General features: G+C 71.5%; 20 protein-coding genes. 11 read left to right on the top strand and 9 right to left on the bottom strand.

Annotation, left to right across the window (positions count from 1 at the left end; all coding sequences use genetic code 11):
- Positions 1 to 5 precede the first annotated feature (5 nt).
- Positions 6 to 1,715 carry an FAD-dependent monooxygenase gene (locus M1E25_RS13205; protein WP_251414613.1) on the top strand — a complete coding sequence of 570 codons (1,710 nt, stop codon included), beginning with the start codon at positions 6 to 8 and terminating at the stop codon, positions 1,713 to 1,715.
- Here the strand turns inward: M1E25_RS13205 and M1E25_RS13200 are convergent.
- Positions 1,618 to 2,835 (bottom strand): cation:proton antiporter, encoded by a 1,218-nt coding sequence (locus tag M1E25_RS13200; RefSeq protein WP_251414580.1) that lies wholly within the window; start codon positions 2,833 to 2,835, stop codon positions 1,618 to 1,620. The two genes, M1E25_RS13205 and M1E25_RS13200, sit on opposite strands and share 98 nt — an antisense overlap.
- A 4-nt stretch (positions 2,836 to 2,839) precedes the next feature.
- On the bottom strand, positions 2,840 to 3,310 hold the full coding sequence (locus M1E25_RS13195) for a cation:proton antiporter regulatory subunit (protein ID WP_251414877.1): 471 nt from the start codon (positions 3,308 to 3,310) through the stop codon (positions 2,840 to 2,842).
- Positions 3,311 to 3,444: 134 nt separating this feature from the next.
- Here M1E25_RS13195 and M1E25_RS13190 point away from each other — a divergent pair, with 134 nt between their 5' ends.
- From M1E25_RS13190 to M1E25_RS13170, 5 genes are all read left to right on the top strand, one after another.
- A complete protein-coding gene (locus M1E25_RS13190) occupies positions 3,445 to 3,780 on the top strand; it encodes a YnfA family protein (protein ID WP_251414578.1) in 336 nt (111 codons plus the stop codon).
- Between the two features lie 48 nt (positions 3,781 to 3,828).
- The gene (locus M1E25_RS13185; protein ID WP_251414576.1) at positions 3,829 to 4,584 is read left to right on the top strand and encodes an SDR family NAD(P)-dependent oxidoreductase; all 756 of its coding nucleotides are present in this window, start codon (positions 3,829 to 3,831) and stop codon (positions 4,582 to 4,584) included.
- A gap of 234 nt (positions 4,585 to 4,818) precedes the next feature.
- Positions 4,819 to 5,229 carry a hypothetical protein gene (locus M1E25_RS13180; protein WP_251414574.1) on the top strand — a complete coding sequence of 137 codons (411 nt, stop codon included), beginning with the start codon at positions 4,819 to 4,821 and terminating at the stop codon, positions 5,227 to 5,229.
- Positions 5,230 to 5,231: 2 nt separating this feature from the next.
- Positions 5,232 to 5,792 carry a thiol-disulfide oxidoreductase DCC family protein gene (locus M1E25_RS13175; protein ID WP_251414572.1) on the top strand — a complete coding sequence of 187 codons (561 nt, stop codon included), beginning with the start codon at positions 5,232 to 5,234 and terminating at the stop codon, positions 5,790 to 5,792.
- Positions 5,793 to 5,803: 11 nt separating this feature from the next.
- Positions 5,804 to 6,565 carry a TetR/AcrR family transcriptional regulator gene (locus M1E25_RS13170; RefSeq protein WP_308290423.1) on the top strand — a complete coding sequence of 254 codons (762 nt, stop codon included), beginning with the start codon at positions 5,804 to 5,806 and terminating at the stop codon, positions 6,563 to 6,565.
- 108 nt (positions 6,566 to 6,673) lie between these two features.
- Here M1E25_RS13170 and M1E25_RS13165 read toward each other — a convergent pair whose 3' ends face one another.
- The 3 genes from M1E25_RS13165 to M1E25_RS13155 form a co-directional block, all read right to left on the bottom strand.
- Complete coding sequence (locus M1E25_RS13165) at positions 6,674 to 7,363, bottom strand: potassium channel family protein (protein ID WP_251414569.1); 690 nt, start codon at positions 7,361 to 7,363, stop codon at positions 6,674 to 6,676.
- Positions 7,356 to 8,699, bottom strand: coding sequence for a TrkH family potassium uptake protein (locus M1E25_RS13160; protein ID WP_308290422.1), 1,344 nt, complete (start codon positions 8,697 to 8,699; stop codon positions 7,356 to 7,358). The genes M1E25_RS13165 and M1E25_RS13160 overlap by 8 nt, the downstream gene beginning before the upstream one ends.
- 175 nt (positions 8,700 to 8,874) lie before the next feature.
- Positions 8,875 to 10,068, bottom strand: coding sequence for an RtcB family protein (locus M1E25_RS13155; RefSeq protein ID WP_251414567.1), 1,194 nt, complete (start codon positions 10,066 to 10,068; stop codon positions 8,875 to 8,877).
- Between the two features lie 159 nt (positions 10,069 to 10,227).
- Here M1E25_RS13155 and M1E25_RS13150 point away from each other — a divergent pair, with 159 nt between their 5' ends.
- The 3 genes from M1E25_RS13150 to M1E25_RS13140 all read left to right on the top strand — a co-directional run bounded on the left by M1E25_RS13150 (position 10,228) and on the right by M1E25_RS13140 (position 13,495).
- Complete coding sequence (locus M1E25_RS13150; RefSeq protein ID WP_251414565.1) at positions 10,228 to 11,115, top strand: hypothetical protein; 888 nt, start codon at positions 10,228 to 10,230, stop codon at positions 11,113 to 11,115.
- 104 nt (positions 11,116 to 11,219) lie between these two features.
- Positions 11,220 to 11,954, top strand: a complete 735-nt coding sequence (locus M1E25_RS13145) for a DUF3558 family protein (RefSeq protein ID WP_251414563.1) — start codon at positions 11,220 to 11,222, stop codon at positions 11,952 to 11,954.
- Positions 11,955 to 12,208: 254 nt separating this feature from the next.
- A complete protein-coding gene (locus M1E25_RS13140) occupies positions 12,209 to 13,495 on the top strand; it encodes a DUF2637 domain-containing protein (protein ID WP_285830723.1) in 1,287 nt (428 codons plus the stop codon).
- A 94-nt stretch (positions 13,496 to 13,589) separates the two neighbouring features.
- On the opposite strand, the gene lysS is transcribed toward M1E25_RS13140, so the two are convergent.
- Positions 13,590 to 15,329 carry a lysine--tRNA ligase gene (lysS, locus tag M1E25_RS13135; protein WP_251414559.1) on the bottom strand — a complete coding sequence of 580 codons (1,740 nt, stop codon included), beginning with the start codon at positions 15,327 to 15,329 and terminating at the stop codon, positions 13,590 to 13,592.
- Between the two features lie 164 nt (positions 15,330 to 15,493).
- Here lysS and argS point away from each other — a divergent pair, with 164 nt between their 5' ends.
- On the top strand, positions 15,494 to 17,260 hold the full coding sequence (argS, locus tag M1E25_RS13130; RefSeq protein WP_251414557.1) for an arginine--tRNA ligase: 1,767 nt from the start codon (positions 15,494 to 15,496) through the stop codon (positions 17,258 to 17,260).
- Positions 17,261 to 17,310: 50 nt separating this feature from the next.
- Here the strand turns inward: argS and M1E25_RS13125 are convergent, their stop codons facing one another.
- On the bottom strand, positions 17,311 to 17,562 hold the full coding sequence (locus tag M1E25_RS13125; RefSeq protein WP_251414555.1) for a type II toxin-antitoxin system RelE family toxin: 252 nt from the start codon (positions 17,560 to 17,562) through the stop codon (positions 17,311 to 17,313).
- Positions 17,559 to 17,813 carry a type II toxin-antitoxin system Phd/YefM family antitoxin gene (locus tag M1E25_RS13120; protein ID WP_251414552.1) on the bottom strand — a complete coding sequence of 85 codons (255 nt, stop codon included), beginning with the start codon at positions 17,811 to 17,813 and terminating at the stop codon, positions 17,559 to 17,561. Before M1E25_RS13120 ends, M1E25_RS13125 begins: the two co-directional genes overlap by 4 nt.
- A gap of 133 nt (positions 17,814 to 17,946) precedes the next feature.
- On the opposite strand from M1E25_RS13120, the gene M1E25_RS13115 reads away from it, so the two are divergent.
- Positions 17,947 to 19,086, top strand: coding sequence for a pyridoxal-phosphate-dependent aminotransferase family protein (locus M1E25_RS13115; protein WP_251414549.1), 1,140 nt, complete (start codon positions 17,947 to 17,949; stop codon positions 19,084 to 19,086).
- A gap of 49 nt (positions 19,087 to 19,135) precedes the next feature.
- On the opposite strand, the gene M1E25_RS13110 is transcribed toward M1E25_RS13115, so the two are convergent.
- Positions 19,136 to 20,815, bottom strand: a complete 1,680-nt coding sequence (locus M1E25_RS13110) for an L-lactate permease (protein ID WP_251414546.1) — start codon at positions 20,813 to 20,815, stop codon at positions 19,136 to 19,138.
- Between the last annotated feature and the right edge of the window lie 75 nt (positions 20,816 to 20,890).

The raw sequence follows: 20,890 nt of genomic DNA, 5'->3' as shown, positions 1-20,890 counted from the left end.
CGGCCATGACCCGTGAACCCGGCACTCCCGCGAACAACGACGCCGGCGGCGGGTTCCCCCGCGTCGGCGCACCGGCCACCGACGTCCTCGTCGTCGGCGCCGGCCCCACCGGTCTGCTGCTCGCGGGAGACCTGGCCGTCGCCGGCCTCTCGGTGACCCTGCTGGAACGGCGCCCCCGGACGATCAGCAACCTCAGCCGCGCCTTCGCCGTGCACGCCCGCACCCTCGAACAGCTCGACACCCGTCCCTCCCCCACCGGCGCGGGCAGCCTCGCCGACGAACTGGTCCCGACCGGGCACCGCATCACCGGGCTCCGCCTCTTCCGGAGCCTGGCCGTCGACCTCGGCCTGCTGCCGACCCGCTTCCCGTACGTGCTCGTCACCCCGCAGTACGAGGTCGAGGCCGTACTGCAGCGGCGCGCGGCCGCGGCGGGCGTCCGGTTCCGGTACGAGACCGAGGTGGCCGGCCTGGAGCAGGACACGGACGGCGTCACTGTGCACACCCGGGAACCGGAAGGTCGCAGCGCCCGGTACCGCGCCGCCTACGCCGTGGGAACCGACGGCCACCGCAGCACCGTCCGGCAGGCGCTCGGCATCCCGTTCCCCGGCCGGTCCGTGATCACGTCGATGGCCCTCGCCGACGTCCGCCTCGACCGCGATCCCGGGAACCCGCTCACGCTGAACGCCGGCGGGGACTGCTTCGCCCTGCTCGTGCCCTTCGGCGACGGCTGGCACCGGGTCGTGTGCTGGGACCGGCGCGACCCGGCCCCGGTCACCGCGCCGCTGGACCTCGACGAGATCAGGAGCGTCACCCGCAGGGCCCTCGGGACGGACCTCGGCATCACGGAGTGCCGCTGGCTCTCCCGCTTCCACAGCGACGAACGCCAGGCGCCCGCCTACCGGGCCGGCCGGGTGCTGATCGCCGGGGACGCCGCCCACGTCCACTCGCCGGCCGGCGGGCAGGGAATGAACACCGGCCTCCAGGACGCGGCCAACCTCGGCTGGAAGCTCGCCGCGGTCCTGCGGGACGGCGCCCCCGACGCCCTCCTCGACACGTACGAACGGGAACGGCACCCCGTGGGACGGATGGTGCTGCGCACCAGCGGCGCGCTCGTCCGGCTCGCCATGGCCCACGGCCCCGTGCGGCGCGGGCTGCGCGATCTCGCGACCGGGCTCGTCTCCCGGATCCTGCCCGCCGCCGCCAGGGGGACCGGCCTGGTCAGCGGCATCGGCATCCGCTACGGGGCCGAGCGCGGGGAGCACCGGCTGACCGGCCGGCGTGCTCCCGACCTCCTGCTGGAGAAGCCCGGCGGCGAAGGGCCGGACCGTCTCCACGAGGCCCTGCGGCAGGGCAGGTTCGTGCTGGCCACCCCGTCGTCCGGACCGGCGCACGACCCTGTGGCGGGAACGGCCCCGGCTCCGGCGGGTCACGACGCCGGCGGCGGTCCCGTCCACGTGGTGACGGCGCCCGGCCAGGGCCGTACCACGCTGCTCGTGCGGCCGGACGGCTACATCGCGTGGGCCACCGACGAGCAGGACCCCGGCCGGTGGGCCGGGGTCCTGCGGGAAGCATGCGAACAACGGCCCGTCGCGGCCGCGGCCTTCGCGGGCGATCCGGTCAACTGCGCGTCGACCCCTGGGACACCGGCTCCACCGCCTCGCTCGCCGGCGCCGGCGGAGCCGACAGCGACAGACGACGGGCCACCGGCTCGGTGAAGCGCGCGGCCAGCGGACCGAGGATCACCAGGATCAGCACGTAGGCGGTCGCCAACGGGCCCAGCGCGGGCTCGATTCCCGCGGAGACGGCCAGGCCCGCGATGACGATGGAGAACTCGCCGCGGGCGACCAGCGTGCCGCCCGTCCGCCAGCGCCCCCGCACGGCGACTCCGGCCCGCCGCGCGGCCCAGTACCCCGTGGCGATCTTGGTCAGGGCGGTGAGGACCGCGAGCGCCAGCGCCGGGAGCAGCACGGGCGGGATGCTGGCCGGGTCGGTGTGGAGGCCGAAGAAGACGAAGAACACACCGGCGAACAGGTCCCGCAGCGGGCTGAGCAGGGTGTGCGCGCCCTCGGCCACCTCGCCGGACAGTGCGATGCCCACGAGGAACGCCCCGACGGCGGCCGACACCTGGAGCTGCTGGGCCACGCCGGCCACCAGCAACGTCAGCCCGAGCACGACCAGCAGCAGCTTCTCCGGGTCGTCGCTGGAGACGAAGCGGGAGATCAGCCGCCCGTACCGCACGGCCACGAACAGCACGATGCCCGCGGCGCCGAGCGCGACGGCCAGGGTGACACCGCCGGCCACCAGTCCGGCGCCCGCCAACAGCGCCGTGATGATGGGCAGGTAGACGGCCATCGCCAGGTCCTCGAGGACGAGGATGCTGAGGATGACCGGCGTCTCCCGGTTGCCCACCCGTCCGAGGTCGCCCAGCACCTTGGCGATGACCCCGGACGAGGAGATCCAGGTGACGCCGGCCAGCACCACGGCGGCCACCGGGCCCCAGCCCAGGAGCAGCGCCGCCGCCGCACCGGGCAGCGCGTTGAGGGCGAAGTCGACGGCGCCCGCCGGGTACTGGGTCTTCAGGTTCTGGACCAGGTCCGTGGCGGTGTACTCCAGGCCCAGCATCAGCAGCAGCAGGACGACGCCGATCTCGGCGCCGATGGCGACGAACTCCTCACTCGTGTCGAGCGGGAGCAGCCCGCCCTGGCCGAAGGCCAGCCCGGCGAGGAGGTACAGCGGGATCGGGGAGAAGCCGTAGCGGCCGGCGATGCGCCCGAGCAGGCCGAGTCCGAGGATGATGCCGCCGAACTCGATCAGGAAAATCGCGCCTGAATGCACCGGTTCACTCCCGCTCGAAGATCGCGGCTGCCGCGTCCACACCCTCGCGGGTGCCGATCACGATGAGCGTGTCCCCGCCGGCCAGCCGGAAGTCGGGGGCGGGGGACGGGATGGCCTCGGCGCGCCGCAGCACGGCCACGACGGAGGCGCCCGTTTCGCTCCTGATCCGCGCGTCGCCGAGCACCCGGCCGTTGAAGTGGGAGTGCGCGCTCAGCGGGATCCGTTCGGCGACCAGCCCCAGGTCGGTGGTGTGCAGCAGGCTCGGACTGTGGTGGTCCGGGGACAGCACGTCGGCGATCGACGCCGCCTCCGGGCCGGTGAGCGGAAGGGCCAGGGCGCAGTCGTCCGGGTCGTCCGACCGGTAGACGTTCAGGTGCCGGGAGCCGTCCCGGTGCGCCACCACGGAGACGTGCCGGTGGTCCCGCAGCGTCATGTCGTACTGGACTCCGATCCCCGGCAACGGCGTCCTGCTCATACGTGGTGACGTGGGCACGTCCTCCCCCTTCGTGGGTGACTGGTCAGGATCACGCGCAGAGGACTCTTGGCCAAAACTTTGCCATAAGACTGCGGGACATCTGCCCGCGTACGCCCTCACGTAACGTGCCTCACATGCTCATCGCACGTTCCGTCGCGCTCTTCTTCCTGGCCGCCCTGCTCGAGATCGGCGGTGCCTGGCTGGTCTGGCAAGGCGTCCGCGAGCATCGTGGGTGGGCGTGGATCGGGGCCGGGGTCATCGCGCTCGGCGCCTACGGGTTCGTCGCCACCCTTCAGCCCGACGCCAACTTCGGCCGGGTACTGGCCGCGTACGGCGGGGTGTTCGTGGCCGGCTCGCTGCTCTGGGGCGTCGTCGCGGACGGCTTCCGGCCCGACCGGTGGGACGTGACCGGCGCGCTCGTCTGCCTCGCCGGCATGGCAGTGATCATGTACGCGCCGCGCGGCGGCTGACCCGGCCTATCCTGCGAGAAGCCCCGCAGCCGACCGGAAGGACCCGACATGGCCACCCGCACCGCAGTCGTCACCGGAGCGAGCGGCGGGATCGGCGCCGCGACGGCACGCCAACTGGCCGCCGCCGGCCACCGCGTGATCCTCACCGCCCGGCGCAAGGACCGCATCGAGGCGCTCGCGGCCGAACTCGCCGCTGCGGGCCACGAGGCCGTGGCGCACCCGCTGGACGTCACGGACCGGGCGGCCGTGGACGCCTTCGCGGAGGGGCTCGACCGTTGCGACGTCCTCGTCAACAACGCGGGCGGCGCGCTGGGAGCCGACCCGGTGGCCTCCGGCGACCCCGCCGAGTGGCGCACGATGTACGAGGTCAACGTGATCGGCACGCTGCACGTCACTCAGGCACTGCTGCCTGCACTCAGGGCGTCCGGCGACGGAACGGTCGTCGTCATCTCCTCCACCGCCGGGCTGACGCCCTACGAGGGCGGCGGCGGGTACGTGGCGGCCAAGCACGCCGCGCACAGCGTCGCGGGGACCCTCCGCCTGGAGCTGTGCGGGGTCCCGGTCCGGGTGATCGAGGTCGCGCCGGGCATGGTGCGGACCGAGGGCTTCGCCCTGACCCGCTTCCGCGGCGACGAGGAGAAGGCGGCGGCCGTCTACGCGGGCGTGGCCGAACCCCTGACCGCGGACGACGTGGCCGACACGGTGACCTGGGCGGTCACCCGTCCCCCGCATGTCAACGTCGACCTGCTCGTGGTCCGGCCGCGCGCCCAGGCGGCCAACCACAAGGTCCACCGCGAGGGCTGACCCCGCACCAATGCGTCGACGAGGGCGCCCGGCCGCTGCCGCCCGGCAGTGCCGGGCGCCCTCGCGTCGTCTCCGGGCACCCCGGAAGCCGGGCGCCGAGCGACGGCGCCGGCGTCGCACGCCGCCCCGCACCACAGCGCCGCAGTAGCCCGCACCCTCACTTGAACATGTTCAAAAACAGGTCTACAGTCCGTCGCAACGCATTTTTGAACGCGTTCGAAAAAGGGGTGGATCATGGATCTCACGGTGGTCAGCTACGCCGTCTACCTGCCGGTCGCGACGGCCGTCACCGTCTGGGTCGCGCGGACTCTCAGCCGCAACGGCCGGGTCTTTCTGGCCGACGTCTTCCGCGGCGACGAGAAGCTCGCCGACGCCGTCAACCACCTGCTGGTGGTCGGCTTCTACCTCGTCAACCTCGGCTTCGTCGCCCTGTGGATGCGTACGGAGACCGACGTGATGGACGTGCGCGGGGTGTTCAACGCGCTGTCGATGAAGCTCGGCACCGTCCTGCTGGTGCTGGGTCTGCTGCACCTGGTCAACGTCTACGTCCTCAACCGGATCCGCCGGCGCGGACTGATGGACCGGGAGCAGCGCCCGCCGCTGCCGCCGCAGGGCTGGACGGCTCCGGCCGCGCCCACCGCCTGACGATGGCCGCCGACGAAGCGTGCCGGGGCGCCACGGCCCCGGCGCCGATGCCGCCGGTCACCCGGCTGACCGTGCTGCACGATCCCGGGTGCCCGCTCTGCCGACACCTGAGCGGCTGGCTGCGCCGTCAACGGCAGTTGGTTCCGCTGGAGTTCGTGGCCGTCGGCTCCGACGAGGCGCGGGCGCGGTTCCCCGACCTCGACCAGGTCGCCGCCTTCCGGGAGATCACGGTCGTGGCGGACGGCGGGCAGGTGTGGACGGGTCCCGGCGCGTTCGTCACCTGCCTGTGGGCCCTCGCCGAACACCGGCCACTGGCACACCGGTTGAGCACTCCGGCGGGTCTGCCGCTGGCCCGGGGGGCGGCGCTGGCCGCGTCGAAGTACCGGGGTGCGCGCTGGCGGAGGGTGCGGCCCAGGCTCGACGGCCGGAAGCAGGCCGGCCGTCCCGGTCCGCAGTCCCCCTGGCTCGGCTGGGGCGGTGACGCCTGGGACGGCGTCATCTGGCCCGACCGGCCGGGAGTCGATCCGGACGCCTGTGACGGGCAGTGCCCGGCGCCCGATTAGGCTCGTTCACCGTGGCAGACCGGAACGGAGCACAGGACGCGGACAGCGCGGGGCGGGGCCGGCAGGGGGGACCTGCCGGGAAGCCCCGCGCCAAGAGCGAGCAGACGCGCGAGCTGATCCTCGCGACGGCCATGCGGCTGTTCGAGGAGCGCGGCTACGACAGGACCACCATGCGGGCCATCGCCCAGGAGGCCGGCGTCTCGGTCGGGAACGCGTACTACTACTTCGGCTCCAAGGAACACCTGATCCAGGGGTTCTACGACGGGATGTCGCGGGACCACACGGTGGTCGCGCGGGCCGAACTGACCGGGACGTCCGACTTCGGCGAGCGGCTCCACATCGCGTTCACCACCTGGCTGCGGTGCGCGGCGCCGTACCACGAGTTCGCCGCCCAGTTCTTCCGGAACGCCGCCGACCCGGACAGCCCGCTGAGCCCGTTCTCGGAGGAGTCGCACCCGGCCCGGTCCCTGTCCGTCGCCCTCTACCGCGATGTCCTGATGGAGTCCGACCTCGGTCCGAGGATCGACGAGGAACTCGCCGACCTCCTCCCGGAGATCCTCTGGCTGCACCAGATGGCCATCGTCCTGTACTGGGTCTTCGACCGGACCCCCGGGTGCGAGCGCACCCGGCAGTTCGTCGACCGCTGCACGCCGATGGTCGCCCGGCTGGTCTCGCTCTCCCGGTACCGGATCTTCCGGCCCGTGGTCCGGGACGCCAAGGACCTCATCCGCGACTTCATCGTCCCCGCGGTGGCCCGCAGCCCGAAGCCATGAGGCCGGGCGGGGACGCGCTCGCACGCCGCCTCCGCCCGGATCGGGGCGAAGTGCGGCGCCGGCTGACCGCATCCGTTGCAGCGGCATGTGCGCCGGCCCCGGCAGAGGTCACCGGAGTTCGCTGAACCGTTCCGTGTGCCGGGTCCGCCCCGCCACGATGATGGTGTCGTCGGGCTCGACCACGGTGTCGGGGGTGGCGTAGGTGAATCCCTCGCCAGGGCGTTTGATCGCGACGACCGTCAGCCCGTAGCGGGTGCGGACCGCGCTGTCGGCCAGGCGCTTGCCGGTGATATCGGTGGGCGGGACCGTCTTGACCATGGCGAAGTCGTCCTCGAACTCGATGTAGTCGAGCATGCGGCCTCGTACCAGGTGGGCCACGCGCTGGCCCATGTCGTGCTCGGGGTAGACGACGTGGTGGACGCCGAGTTGCTGGAGGATCCTGCCGTGGGCCTCACTGGTGGCCTTGGCCCATACGTCCTGGATTCCGAAGGAGATCAGCAGGGACGCGGTCAGGATGCTCGCCTCCAGGTCGGTGCCGATGCCGACGACCGCACGGTTGAACTCGTGCACCGCCAGCTGACGCAGGGCGTCCTCCTTCGTGGAGTCGGCCCGCACCACGTGGGTGAGGGAACCGGCCAGGGACTGGACGACCTCGGCGTCCTCGTCGATGCCCAGCACCTCGGTGTGCTCGTCGACGAGTTCCAGGGCCAGCGCGCGGCCGAATCGGCCCATGCCGATGACGACGACGGAGTCGCCGTGGGCGATCCGACGGGTCTTGTGGGTGCGGATCCTAGCCAATGACGGGTCGCTCCTCGGGGAGGTCGTACAGACGGACGCGCCGGCGCAGTGCCAGCGCGGAGGCCACCGTGATCGGGCCCAGCCGGCCGATGAACATCAACGCCACCAGCAGGACCTGCTCGCCGACGGGAAGATCTGCGGTGACGCCGGTGGACAGTCCCACGGTGGCGAAGGCGGAGATGACCTCGAACAGCGAGCGGTCCAGGTTGACCTCGGTGAACACCATGAAGACAACGGTCGAGGCGACCACGGCGGCCACGGACAGCAGCACCACGGTCAGCGCCTGGCGCTGGGTGTCCCCGTGCATCCGGCGGTGGAAGATGTTCACCGCCGACTCGCCGCGCACCTCGGCGTATATGACGAAGAACAGCACCGCGAAGGTGGTCACCTTGATGCCGCCGGCGGTGCCTGCGCTGGCACCACCGATGAACATCAGCACGTCCATCCCTAGCCAGCTGGCGGGGTTCATCCCACCGGTGTCGACGCTGTTGAAACCCGCGGTGCGCGGCATGACGCCCTGGAAGAAGCCCGCCAGCAGCTTGCCCGGCACGTCGAGCGGACCGAGCGTCGCCGGGTTCGTCCACTCGACCGCCGTGATGAAGGCGCTGCCGCCGACCAGGAGGATGCCGCTCGCCCACAGCACGATCTTGGTGTGCAGGGACCAGTCACCAGGGCGGCGCCAGCGGCGGCGCAGCTCGAACAGCACGGGGAACCCCAGCCCGCCGGCGATGACCGCGCACGCGATCGGCAGACAGATCCACCCGTCGGTGGTGAAACCCATCAGATTGTCGGAGTACAGGGCGAAGCCGGCGTTGTTGAAGGCCGAGACGGCGTGGAAGACGCCCAGCCACAGCGCGCGCGGCCAGGAGTTGTCATAGCCCAGCCCCAGTCGCAGGGTCAGCGCCAGCGCGGTCAGGGCCTCCAGCGCCAGGCTGACCTTGACCACGCCGACGATCACCGCCCGGACGTCGCCCAGCCCCAGCGTCTTGGTCTCCGCCGCCGCCGTCAGCCGGGCCCGCAGCCCCAGCCTGCGGGCGATCAGGACACCCAGCAGAGAGGCGAACGTCATGATGCCCAGGCCACCGAGCTGGATCAGGGCCATGATCACGACCTGCCCGAAACCCGTCCAGTAGGTGGGAGTGTCCACCACCACCAACCCGGTCACGCACACCGCCGAGGTGGCGGTGAACAGTGCTTCGAGCAGACTCGCGCCGTCCGGCCCGGACGTGGCCGCCGGGAGCATCAGCAGCCCCGTGCCGGCCAGGACCGCCGCGCCGAACCCGACAACGACAGCCTGTGACGGGTGCCGCAGTCGCGGCCATCGCGGCGTCAGCACGGTGGGCCCGTCCTGCCGGTGAGTGACATCCCGATCGATTGCACCGGACGACGATAGCCAGTCCGGCATCATCCGGCTCCGGAGCCCCGGCGGCCCGGACCGTCCGGTTGATCAGCTGCGGGTCCTGAGCCCCCTCCGTTCTGCCGTGCGGAGGGGGCCGACGCCGGTTCCGTCCTCAGCCCTTGACGCAGACCAGCTGCTTCAGCTTCGCCACCACCTCGACCAGGTCCCGCTGCTGGTCGATGACGCGCTCGATCGGCTTGTACGCGCCCGGTATCTCGTCCACGACCCCCGCGTCCTTCCGGCACTCCACGCCCCGGGTCTGCTCCTCGAGGTCCCGGGCCGAGAACCGCCGCTTCGCCGCGTTCCGGCTCATCCGCCGACCCGCGCCGTGCGAGGCCGAGTTGAAGGACGCCTCGTTGCCGAGTCCCTTCACGATGTACGAGCCGGTGCCCATGGACCCCGGGATGATCCCGTAGTCGCCGGCCCCCGCCCGGATCGCGCCCTTGCGGGTCACGAGCAGGTCGAGGCCCTCGTAGCGCTCCTCGGACACGTAGTTGTGGTGACAGGAGATGACCTGCTCGAAGATTGGCTTCGCCCTGGCGAACTCCCGCCGCACCACGTCCTGGAAGATCGCCATCATGATCGCCCGGTTGTGCCGGGCGTACTCCTGGGCCCAGTACAGGTCGTTCCGGTAGGACGCCATCTGCGGGGTGTCCGCCACGAACACCGCGAGATCACGGTCGACCAGCCCCCGGTTGTGCGGCAGCTTCCGGGCCTCGCCGATGTGGAACTCGGCCAGTTCCTTGCCGATGTTCCGCGAACCGCTGTGCAGCATCAGCCAGACCGCACCCGACTCGTCGAGGCAGAACTCGACGAAGTGGTTGCCCCCGCCGAGCGACCCCATCTGCTTCGCCGCCCGGTCCCGGCGGAACCGGACCGCTTCGGCCACGCCGCCGAACCGGCTCCAGAAGTCGTCCCATCCGGCCGTCGGGAAGCCGTGCAGCCGTCCGGGGTCGACGGGGTCGTCGTGCATGCCCCGGCCGACCGGAATCGCCTGCTCGATCCTCGACCGCAGCCGGGAGAGGTCCCCGGGGAGGTCGTTCGCCGTGAGCGACGTGCGGACCGCGCTCATGCCGCACCCGATGTCCACGCCCACCGCGGCCGGACAGACCGCACCGTGCATCGCGATCACCGAGCCGACCGTGGCGCCCTTGCCGTAGTGGACGTCCGGCATCACGGCCAGGCCCCTGATCCACGGCAGGGTGGAGACGTTGCGCAGCTGCTGCATCGCGACGTCCTCGACGGACGCCGGATCGGTCCACATGCGGATCGGCACCCGGGCACCGGGCACCTCGGCATACGTCATGATTCCCCCATTCCCCTTATTCAACGCACACAGCAAAAACATCACCTGACATGGCAAACACGACAGCGGCCCGGCAGGTGAAGCGGTGCGTGCGGTAGACATTGTGTTCACCGCCCGCCAACGGGCGCCAAAGCTTTTCGTCCGGGAGGAGCCGCAGCCGTGCAGCCGAAGGCATACGCAGCAGGTGCCGCACTGTCCGTGGCGGCGCTGCTCATCGGCCTCACCGGATGCTCCTCGGAGGGATCCGGTGGGGTGTCCGGCGAGGGCTCCGCATCCGACGGCACGGCGACCGTCACCACGGACGCCGAACCGGGCAAGCACCGCTCACTGCCCCAGGCCTGCGGATCGATCCCCCGCGGCACCCTGCGCGCGCTGCTCCCGGGCATCCAGGAACTCGACGGCTCCGAGCGCAAGAAGGCGTACCAGGGCGAGCCCGCGGTGACCTACGACACCGACCGGAGCTCCGGGTGCCAGTGGAAGGCCGAGGGGCCGGCAGCCTCCCACCACATCAACGTCGACTTCGAACGGGTGGTCTCCTACGACCCCGCGGTCAGCGACGACGACCGCGCCCAGGAGCTCTACGACAAGATGGCGGCCGGCGCCGGGATCCCCGCCGTTCCGGACACCGCCGAGCCGGACGAGGGCGAACCCTCCGCCTCGGCATCCGAGTCAGCCGTCGACGACACGGCGGACAAGGCGTCGGGAACGCCGGAGCACCCCGAGGGCGCCGAGAAGCCCGAAAGCGGCAAGAACGGCAAAACCTCCGAAGGGGGCGACAGCGGGACCTCGGCCCCCGACGACACCGCCGACCCCCGGACAGCTCCCCGCGCCCTCGACGAACTGGGTGACGTCGCTTACCTCGACGACAGCGCCACCGAGTCGGGACTCCACCGCGGCATCACCATCGTCTTCCGGTCCTCGAACGTCATCACCACCGTCGAGTACCACGAGTGGGCAACCCCACAAGGCCCCCGTCCGGCGAGCCAGGACCTGCAGGAAAAGGCCCAGCGCCTGGCCAGGGAGCTCGCTGCGACGCTCGGCGACTAGCCTCGTCCGCCGACGCGAATCCACCGATCCGCGGCAGTACGCGTACCGTGCCCGTTATGGAACGGGCGGCCGACCGCCCCGAGCGACAGATGAGCGAAGGAACCATGCAGCGAACAGCCCCGCGACTCACCCGACTCCTCGCCTGCGCAGCCGTCGTCCCGGTGACCCTCGTCGCCGGCTGCTCCGCCGGCCCCGGCGGGCAGGGTTCCGGCAGCAGCCCCGAGAAGACGAAGTCGTCCACGCAGCCGAAACCCGCCGCCGCGAAGTACGCCGACCTTCCCAGACCCTGCCACGCCCTCAGCGCGTCGACGGTCCGGGAACTCGTCCCCAACGCGAAGCAGTCGCGCGGCATCGAGGGCAAGACCTCCGACACGACCCTGCGCGGAAGCTGCTCGTGGAACGGCCTCGACGGCTACCAGTTCCGCTGGCTCGACATATCGTTCCAGCGCTTCGAGTCCAACTCGGCGCTCGGCGCGGGCGAGAAGCGGGCACAGGAGTACTTCACCAAGCAGGTGGAGAACGCGAAGCCGCGGTCCGGTGCGAAGGGGCTGAAGACCGCCGCCGTCAACGGTCTGGGCGACGAGGCGAAGGCCGTGCAGTACAGCACCGCCAAGGACGGCGACACGTTCCGCAACCAGGTCGTCGTCGTCCGCACGGCCAACATCGTCTTCACCGTCAACTACAACGGCGCCGGCTACGAGGACGCGGACTCCCCGGACGCCTCGAAGATGCTCGCCCGGGCCAAGGACGCCGCAAAGAACGTCGAGGCCGCGACGGTCGAGGCGAACAAGGGCGGCTCCTCGGACAAGGACAAGGACAAGGACGCAGCGGCCGGCTAAGGCGTGTTGTGAAAGTCCCGTCTGGCTCAGGGGCGGACGACGCTACTTTCACAACAGGCCTTGGTCCGCATCCCCGTCCCCACCCCACAGTGCACTCAGGAGCCCGGCCGCGCCGGCCGGGCTCCTGAGCGTGCGCCCGGCCGACGCTCCGACCTGCGGAACGACGGACCGCCGCAGCACGCCGCGAACATGTGTGCCACCCTGTGGCGGCAACAGCCGTCTGCAGGAGGGGTTCTCGCGTGGCCGCGACCGAGCTGACACGCACGCATCGCATACTCATCGGCGTGGTCGTCGCCGGCGCGATGGTGATCGCAGCAATCGGCTTCGCCGGTTCCTACGCGGCGGTGCGCGAGCTGGCCGAACAGAAGGGCTTCGGCGCCTTCTCCCTCTTCTTCCCGATCGGGATCGACGCCGGGATCGTCGTCCTGCTCGCCCTGGACCTGCTGCTGACCTGGATCCGGATCCCGTTCCCGCTGCTGCGGCAGACTGCGTGGCTGCTCACCGCGGCCACCATCGCGTTCAACGGCGCGGCCGCCTGGCCCGACCCGCTGGGTGTCGGCATGCACGCCGTCATCCCGGTGCTGTTCGTCGTCGCCGTCGAAGCCGCCCGCCATGCCATCGGCCGCATCGCGGACATCACCGCCGACCGGCACATGGAGTCCGTGCGGATCGCCCGGTGGCTCCTCGCCTTCCCCTCCACCTTCCGGCTCTGGCGGCGGATGAAGCTCTGGGAACTGCGCTCGTACGACGAGGTGATCCGCCTCGAGCAGCAGCGGCTCGTCTACCAGGCCCGGCTGCGTGCCCGCTACGGCCGGGCCTGGCGCCGCAAGGCCCCCGTCGAGTCCCTGATGCCGCTCCGCCTCGCCCGGTACGGCGTACCGCTGTCGGAGACGGCCCCGGCCGGCTACGCGGCGGCCGGGATCGAGTCCGCTCCTCCCCCCTCCGCCGAGGCCGTGGACCGCGCGCTGGGGACCGGCGAGCGCCCCTCCCTCACCACCGGTCGCGAGTCCGCCGGCCACCCGGGCCACGAGACGGCCACCGCCCCCGGCACCGCGGACGGCCACCGGCACCCCGAGCCCGAACCCACCGCCCATCCGGAGCACCGGCTCGCCGAGGGATGGCAGTCCGCACATCCCGGCCCCGACCCCTCCGGCCGGCCCGAGACCCCCCAGATCACCGTCCCCGTCGGTCCGGGCCGGGTCCGGACGCTGAGCAACGCACAGGCCGGACACTACGGCGCCGGTGCCGCGGCCTTCCTGCCCCCGCAGCGCGATGTCATGACCGACCACGGCGGACCCGCCCTCGACGAGCAGCCGGTGGTCGGCCTGCCCGACGACGTGTCCCAGGAGGACGCCTACTACGGCGCCTTCCGCAAGTACGCCGCCGACCACGGGGCCTTCCCCGACTCCCACCAGTTCGGCCGCTACCTACTGGACGTCTTCGGCATCGGCTTCCAGGACGGCAGCCCGCTGAACGAGAACCACCTGCGGCAGCACGTACGGGAGTACCGGGCCCGGATGCGCATGGAACACACGTCCTGATCCCGCCCGGCCCGCGGCCGGGGCGCACCGGTGGCGCATCGCGGAGGGCCGCCGTCCCCGTCCGGGGCCGGCGGCCCTCCGGGCTCACCCGCAATCAGGCGCCGAGCAGCTTGCGCACCCGGTCCGCGCCGACGGCCAGCAACAGCGTGGGCAGTCGCGGTCCGGTGTCCCGGCCGACCAGCAGCCGGTAGAGCAGCGCGAAGAACGACCGCTGCGCCACCTTCAGTTCGGGCGTCGGCTTGGCGTCTGCCGAAAGACCCGCCTGGCGCTTGGGCACGCCGTACAGGAGCGTGGTCAGACCGTCGAGCGACCAGTGGTCGTCCAGGCACTCGAGCAGCATCCGCAGCGACTCCTTCTCCGTGTGGCCGAGGGAGTCGAGGAGTCCGGTGTCCGGCTCGTCGCGCACTTGGGTCCGCTGGTCCGCCGGGACCTGGGTGGTGATCCAGTTCTCGGCGCGGTCCAGCCGGGGGCGGGCCTCGTCGAGGGAACGGATCGGGTCCGACGGGTCGAGGTCGCGCAGGATGCGCAGCGTCTGCTCGTCGTGCCCGGTGGTGATGTCGACGACCGAGGCGAGCGTGCGGTAGGGCAACGGGCGCGGGGTGCGGGGCAGTTCGACGGCGGCGGTGCGGACCGCACGGGAGTGCGCGGCCTGGTCCGCGGGCAGTGCCGTGCCGTCGGCGATCTTGCGGCCGAGCGCGTCCCACTCGTCGTAGAGCCGCTGAATCTCCTGGTCGAACGCGATCTTGAAGGACTGGTTGGGCCGACGGCGCGCGTACAGCCAGCGCAGCAGCGGTGCCTCCATGATCCGCAGGGCGTCGGCCGGGGTCGGCACTCCGCCCTTCGAACTGCTCATCTTGGCCATGCCGCTGATGCCGACGAACGCGTACATCGGTCCGATCGGCTGCTCACCGCCGAAGACCTCCTTCACGATCTGGCCGCCGACCACGTACGAGGAGCCGGGCGAGGAGTGGTCGACGCCCGACGGCTCGAAGATCACGCCTTCGTACGCCCAGCGCATCGGCCAGTCGACCTTCCACACCAGCTTGCCGCGGTTGTGTTCGGAGAGGAGCACGGTCTCGGCATGCCCGCACCCGCAGGTGTACGACAGCTCGGTGGTCCGGTCGTCGTACGCGGTGACCGTGGTCAGGTCGCGGTCGCAGGCCGAGCAGTAGGGCTTGTACGGGAAGTAACCGGCCGACGAGGAGGACCCGTCGTCCTCGGACGCCGCACCCGAGCCCTCCGCGGCGGCCTCGGCAGCCGCCGCCTCCGCCTCGTCGAGCTTGCCCTTCTGCTGCTTCTTGGGCGCGGCGGGCTTGTCCTTCGTCCGGTAGCGGTCGAGGACGGCGTCGATGCGGCTGCGCTCGCGCATGGCGAAGAGGATCTGCTCGCGGTACGCGCCGGAGGTGTACTGCTCGGTCTGGCTGATCGGGTGGTACTCGATGCCCAGGTCGGCGAGCGCCTCGACCATGGGCGCCTTGAAGTGCTCGGCCCAGTTCGGGTGGGAGCTGCCGGGAGGCGCGGGAACGGTCGTCAGCGGCTTGCCGATGTGCTCCGACCAGGACGCATCGATGCCTGCCGGTACCTTGCGGAACCGGTCGTAGTCGTCCCAGGACAGGATGTGGACGACCTCGTGCCCTCGCCGCCGGATCTCGTCGGCGACGAGGTGGGGCGTCATGACCTCGCGCAGGTTGCCGAGGTGGATCGGCCCGGACGGGCTGAGGCCCGAAGCACAGACGATCGGTTTGCCGGGCGCGCGACGCTCCGCCTCGGCAATGACCTCGTCCGCGAAACGGGAGACCCAGTCGGTCTCAGTGCTCTGAGCCACGATCGGCACGTCCTTCCTCGAAAGTCTGGCGACCCCATTGTCCCAGACGGGCACACCTGGTTTTCCGGCCGGACCCGTCCCCGGGCGGGCCCGGCTCCGGCGGAAAACCGGTGGCCCCTCCGTGGGATACTGACCGGAATCCCCTTCCACCCCAACGGAACGGTTCGCAACCCATGGCCTCGGTCCCTTCCCTTGCCGCCTCGGTCCACCAGCGCGTCGCGGACGCCCTCTCGGCAGCCCTGCCGGAGGCCGGCGCCGCCGACCCGCTGCTGCGACGAAGCGACCGGGCGGACTTCCAGGCCAACGGTGTCCTGGGGCTCGCGAAGAAGCTGAAGAGCAACCCGCGGGAGTTGGCGGCCAAGGTCGTCGCGAGCCTGTCGGCCGGTGAGCTGATCGCCGGGATCGAGGTCTCCGGCCCCGGCTTCCTCAACATCACCGTGTCCGACGAGGCGATCACGTCGACGCTGGCCGCCCGTGCCGCGGACGACCGGCTCGGTGTGCCCTACGCCGCGACCCCGGGGACCACGGTGATCGACTACTCGCAGCCGAACGTCGCCAAGGAGATGCACGTCGGGCACCTGCGCTCGACCGTCATCGGTGACGCGATCGTGCAGATCCTGGAGCACCGGGGCGAGAACGTCGTGCGCCGGCACCACATCGGCGACTGGGGCACCCAGTTCGGCATGCTCATCCAGTACCTGGTCGAGCACCCCCACGAGCTGGACCACGAGTCCGACGCCGCGGGTGGCGACGGCGAGGGCGAGGCCGCCATGGCGCGGCTCAACCGGCTCTACAAGGCGTCGCGCGCCCTCTTCGACTCCGACGAGGAGTTCAAGGACCGGGCCCGCCGCCGGGTGGTCGACCTCCAGGCCGGGGACCGGGAGACCCGCGACCTGTGGCACAAGATCGTCGACGAGTCGAAGATCTACTTCCAGGATGTCTACGACAAGCTCGACGTGGAGATCCTCGACGCGGACGTCGTCGGCGAGAGCGCGTACAACGACGACCTCCAGACCGTGGTGAAGGATCTCGAGGAGTCGGGCGTCGCGGTCCGCAGCGAGGGCGCCCTGTGCGTGTTCTTCGACGACGTGAAGGGCCCGGACGGCAACCCGGTGCCGCTCATCGTCCAGAAGTCCGACGGCGGCTTCGGCTATGCGGCGACCGACCTCGCCGCCGTCCGCGACCGGGTCGGCACGCTCAAGGCCGACACCCTGCTGTACGTCGTGGACGCCCGGCAGGCGCTGCACTTCAAGATGGTGTTCGAGACCGCTCGCCGGGCCGGCTGGCTGCCCGAGGGTGCGGCCCGCCAGCTCGCCTTCGGCACCGTGCTGGGCAAGGACGGCAAGCCGTTCAAGACCCGTGAGGGCGAGACCGTCCGCCTTGTCGACCTGCTCGACGAGGCGATCGGCCGCGCCGCTGCGGTCGTCCGGGAGAAGGCGCAGGACCTCACGGAGCAGGAGATCGCGGAGCGGGCCGCCCAGGTCGGCATCGGCGCCGTGAAGTACGCGGACCTGTCAACGTCCATGACCCGCGACTACGTCTTCGACCTGGACCGCATGGTCTCGCTGAACGGCGACACCAGCGTCTACCTCCAGTACGCCCACGCCCGGATCCAGTCGATCCTCCGGAAGGCCGGGGGCACCCGGCCCGCCGCGCACCCGGAACTGCCGCTGGCGCCGGCGGAGCGCGCGCTGGGCCTGCACCTGGACGAGTTCTCGGCGACGCTGGAGGGCGTGGCGGAGACGTACGAGCCGCACAAGCTGGCCTCTTACCTCTTCCAGCTCGCCTCGCTCTACACGACCTTCTACGACCAGTGCCCGGTCCTGAAGGCGGAGAGCCCGGCGGCCGTCGAGAACCGGCTGTTCCTGTGCGACGTCACCGCGCGCACCCTGCGCCAGGGCATGTCGCTGCTGGGCATCCGCGCCCCCGAGCGGCTCTGAGCACGGCGGTCCGGCATCCGCACGTCCACGGATGCCGGACCGGATCCTGGTCAGCCGAGGCTGCCGACATGGATGACGATGATGGTGACCGTCGAGTTGACGATCTCGTAGAGAACGCGGTACCGGCCGACATGCATGCGCCTCAGGTCGGGCGACCCGTACTCGGCCGCCCCCACGGGTCGCGGATCATCGGCCAGGAGGTCGATACCGGCGAACAGCTGCCGCAGCCCCTCCGGGTCCTCCTTGAGGAACCGGGCTGCCGCATCGACGGCGCGCTCGTCCCAGATGATGCTGTAACTCATTCACGCCCCAGGCCCAGTCGTTCGCGGACCTCCTCGTGCCCGACCGTCCTCGCCCGTCCGGATTCGGAACGGGCGCGGTACTCGGCGAGGGCAAGTGCGTCCTCGATGTCCGCGAGTTCCTGGGGATTTATCAGCACGGCGGCCGGCTGACCGTGATCAGTGATGGTGATGCGTTCCCGGGCATGTGCCGTCCGGCGCACGAGCGAGCCGAAACGTGCGCGGGCTTCCGTCATCGGAAAGGTGTCACTCATGCGCAGAAGTGTACACTTCTTTCAACTGAGCTGATCCACCCACGCTGTACGCTCACCGGGGCGGCGCACGCCCCCACCACGCGCCCCAGAAGCCATCCCGCGCCCCACCGCACCCGCACGAAGTGAGCAGCCCGTGTCCCACCCCTTCCTCGACCTCGCACCGCTGACCGCCGAACGGTTCGCGTCGATCGAGCAGCGGGTCGCCGCCCTCCTGCACACCGACGCCGACGTGCTCGTCATGCAGGGCGAGGCGCTGCTGCCGCTCGAGGGCTGCATCCGCTCCGCCGCCCGCCCCGGCTCGACGGCGCTGAACGTCGTCACCGGCCCGTACGGCCAGACGTTCGGCGGCTGGCTGCGCGACTGCGGCGCCACCGTCGTCGACCTCGAGGTCCCCTACGACACCGCGGCGTCCGCAGGTCTCGTCGCCAAGGCCCTGGCCGACCACCCGGAGACCGGACTGGTGTCCCTCGTGCACGCCGAGGCCGCCACAGGCAACACCAACCCCGTCGCGGAGATCGGCCCGCTCGTCCGCGAGCACGGCGCGCTGCTCATGGTGGACGCGGTCGCCTCCGTCGCCGCCGAGCCGCTGCTCACCGACGCGTGGGGGGTCGACCTGTGCGTCGTCGGCGCACAGAAGGCCATGGGAGGACCGGCCGGCGTGTCCGCGGTGTCGGTGAGCGACCGCGCCTGGGAGCGCATCCGCGCCAACCCGCAGGCGCCGCGCCGCTCCTACCTGTCCCTGCTGGACTGGAAGGAGCGCTGGATCGACACCGGCCGCACCGTGCTGCCGCACGCCCCGGCCCAGTTGGAGATGCTGGCCCTCGAGGCGTGCATCGACCGGATCGAGGCGGACGGCCTCGACACGGTCGTCGCCCGCCACCGGGCCGCCTCCGCCGCGACCCGGGCCGGCGTGCGGGCCATGAACGAGCAGGGCGACGAGGGGCTGCGCCCTTACGTCGGTGAGGACCGCGAGGCTGCGCCCGCCGCCACCACACTGCGCGCCCCCGCGTCGGCCGACGCCCGTGCGCTCGTGACGACCGCTCTGGCCGCGATCGACTCCGACGGTGCCCGGCCGCTGCCCCTCGCCGCCGGCGGTGGCGCCCTGGCCCGGGAGATGCTCCGGGTGAACCACTACGGCCCGGACGCCTCGCTCTCCACGGTGCTGCGCTGCCTGGACGGTCTGGCGGCCTCCCTGAAGGCGTCCGGGCTGCCCGCGGACGCCGGCGCGGCAACGACGGCGGCCGAGACCGCCTGGGCGGTCTCGGCCGGCTGATGGTGCGGCTCGGCCGGTGCACCGCGTGAGCGGCTCACCGGCCGGACCGTCAGGTGGGAAGCATCCAGGCCAGCACCGGTGTGGCCTGCAGGGCGACGAGGATGCAGATCAGCAGGAGCAACAGCAGGCTCCAGACGACGACCTTCCGCAGCAACTCCGGTTCCCTGCCGCCGAGTCCGGTGGCCGCGGCGGCGATGGCCAGGTTCTGCGGCGAGATCATCTTGCCGAGGACGCCACCCGAGCTGTTGGCGGAGGCCAGCAGTTCGGGACTGAAGCCGGAGCTCTTCGCGGCCGCCACCTGGAGAGCGCCGAACAGGGCGTTGGACGAGGTGTCGGATCCGCTGACGGCGACGCCGAGCCAGCCGAGCACCGGTGACAGGAACGCCAGGCCCGCGCCGGCCCCGGCAATCCAGTGGCCGATGGTGGTGGTCTGGCCGGACAGGTTCATCACGTAGGCGAGCGCCAGCACCGCGGCGACGGTGAGGATGGCCGACGCGAGCTGGCGCAGGGTGCTGCCGTACGCGCGGACCGCGGCGGACGGCCGTACCCCGAGCAGGGCCACCGTGATGACTCCGCTGAGCAACAGCATGGTGCCGGTGGCAGGCAGCCAGTTGAAGGTGAAGGCCGAGGCTGCGACGGGCTCGCCGGTGACCGGGTCGGCGACGTCCAGACCGGGCCAGTCGAAGACGACCGTGCCGTGCGCCAACAGCGCCTTCACCGGCGGGAGTTGCGTCACCGCGAAGACCGCGATGACGACGGCGTACGGAAGGTAGGCCTTCACCACCGCCCCGCGTTCCTCCGCAACCTCCTCCCGGGCGTCCCGGGCGTCCCGCTCGGCCCGCTCCGCCTGGGCGGGCTCCGCGTCCTCGCTGCCGCCCGCGATCAGCGGCGGCGTGCGGCTCGCCCCGCTCACGCCGCCTCCGGGCAGCACCCGCATCAGCAGCACGAGGGCGCCGACGGAGATCAGGGCCGCGACGACGTCGGTCAGTTCGACCGAGATGTAGTTCGCGGTGACGAACTGGGCCACACCGAACGTCACGCCGGTCACCAGAGCGGGCAGCCAGGTCTGCCGCAGCCCACGGCGGCCGTCGACGAGGAAGACCAGCAGCAGCGGGACGACCGCGGCGAGCACGGGTGTCTGCCGGCCGACGGTCGAGGCGACGTCGTCGAGCGACAGCCCGGTCAGCTTGGCCAGGGTGATCACCGGAGTGCCCATGGCCCCGAAGGCGACGGGCGCGGTGTTGGCGACCAGCGCCACGGTCGCGGCCTTGAAGGGCCGGAAGCCCAGGGCGATGAGCATGACCGAGCTGATCGCCACGGGCGCCCCGAAGCCGGCGAGCGCCTCCAGCAGGGCGCCGAAGCAGAACGCCACGATGATCGCCTGGAGGCGCTGATCGTCGGAAAGCCGCCCGAACGACCGGCGCAGAACCTCGAAATGCCCGGTGTCCACGGTGATCTGATAGATCCACAGGGCGTTGACGACGATCCACATGATGGGGAAGAGACCGAACAGCGCACCCTCGGCCGCCGAGCTCAGCGCCTGCCCCGCCGGCATCGCGTAGACGCCGATCGCCACCAGGACGGATGCGGCCAACGAGGCCAGCGCGGCCCAGGAGGCTTTCAGCCGCACCAGACCGAGGAGAACGAAGAAGACGAGCAGGGGGACTGCCGCGACGAGCGCGGACCAGGCGAGGGAGTCGATCACCGGGTCGAGGACGGGGCGGAACACATGGACCTCCGCTGCAGAAATTCCACTATGCGGAATGGAAAGACCGTTCGTTGGAACCTAGGACTCCTGCATGCA

This window comes from Streptomyces meridianus (assembly GCF_023703325.1).
Taxonomy (GTDB): Bacteria; Actinomycetota; Actinomycetes; order Streptomycetales; family Streptomycetaceae; genus Streptomyces; species Streptomyces meridianus.
Note: the sequence above shows the minus strand (reverse complement) of the source record. Positions and strands in the feature narration are given on the sequence as shown.

What these genes read in the sequence shown, in the direction of transcription:
- M1E25_RS13205 (WP_251414613.1), top strand. Translation starts at nt 6, where the DNA reads ATGACCCGTGAACCCGGCACTCCCGCGAACAACGACGCCGGCGGCGGG.
- M1E25_RS13195 (WP_251414877.1), bottom strand. Translation starts at nt 3,310, where the DNA reads ATGAGCAGGACGCCGTTGCCGGGGATCGGAGTCCAGTACGACATGACG.
- M1E25_RS13190 (WP_251414578.1), top strand. Translation starts at nt 3,445, where the DNA reads ATGCTCATCGCACGTTCCGTCGCGCTCTTCTTCCTGGCCGCCCTGCTC.
- M1E25_RS13185 (WP_251414576.1), top strand. Translation starts at nt 3,829, where the DNA reads ATGGCCACCCGCACCGCAGTCGTCACCGGAGCGAGCGGCGGGATCGGC.
- M1E25_RS13180 (WP_251414574.1), top strand. Translation starts at nt 4,819, where the DNA reads ATGGATCTCACGGTGGTCAGCTACGCCGTCTACCTGCCGGTCGCGACG.
- M1E25_RS13175 (WP_251414572.1), top strand. Translation starts at nt 5,232, where the DNA reads ATGGCCGCCGACGAAGCGTGCCGGGGCGCCACGGCCCCGGCGCCGATG.
- M1E25_RS13155 (WP_251414567.1), bottom strand. Translation starts at nt 10,068, where the DNA reads ATGACGTATGCCGAGGTGCCCGGTGCCCGGGTGCCGATCCGCATGTGG.
- M1E25_RS13145 (WP_251414563.1), top strand. Translation starts at nt 11,220, where the DNA reads ATGCAGCGAACAGCCCCGCGACTCACCCGACTCCTCGCCTGCGCAGCC.
- argS (WP_251414557.1), top strand. Translation starts at nt 15,494, where the DNA reads ATGGCCTCGGTCCCTTCCCTTGCCGCCTCGGTCCACCAGCGCGTCGCG.
- M1E25_RS13125 (WP_251414555.1), bottom strand. Translation starts at nt 17,562, where the DNA reads ATGAGTTACAGCATCATCTGGGACGAGCGCGCCGTCGATGCGGCAGCC.
- M1E25_RS13120 (WP_251414552.1), bottom strand. Translation starts at nt 17,813, where the DNA reads ATGAGTGACACCTTTCCGATGACGGAAGCCCGCGCACGTTTCGGCTCG.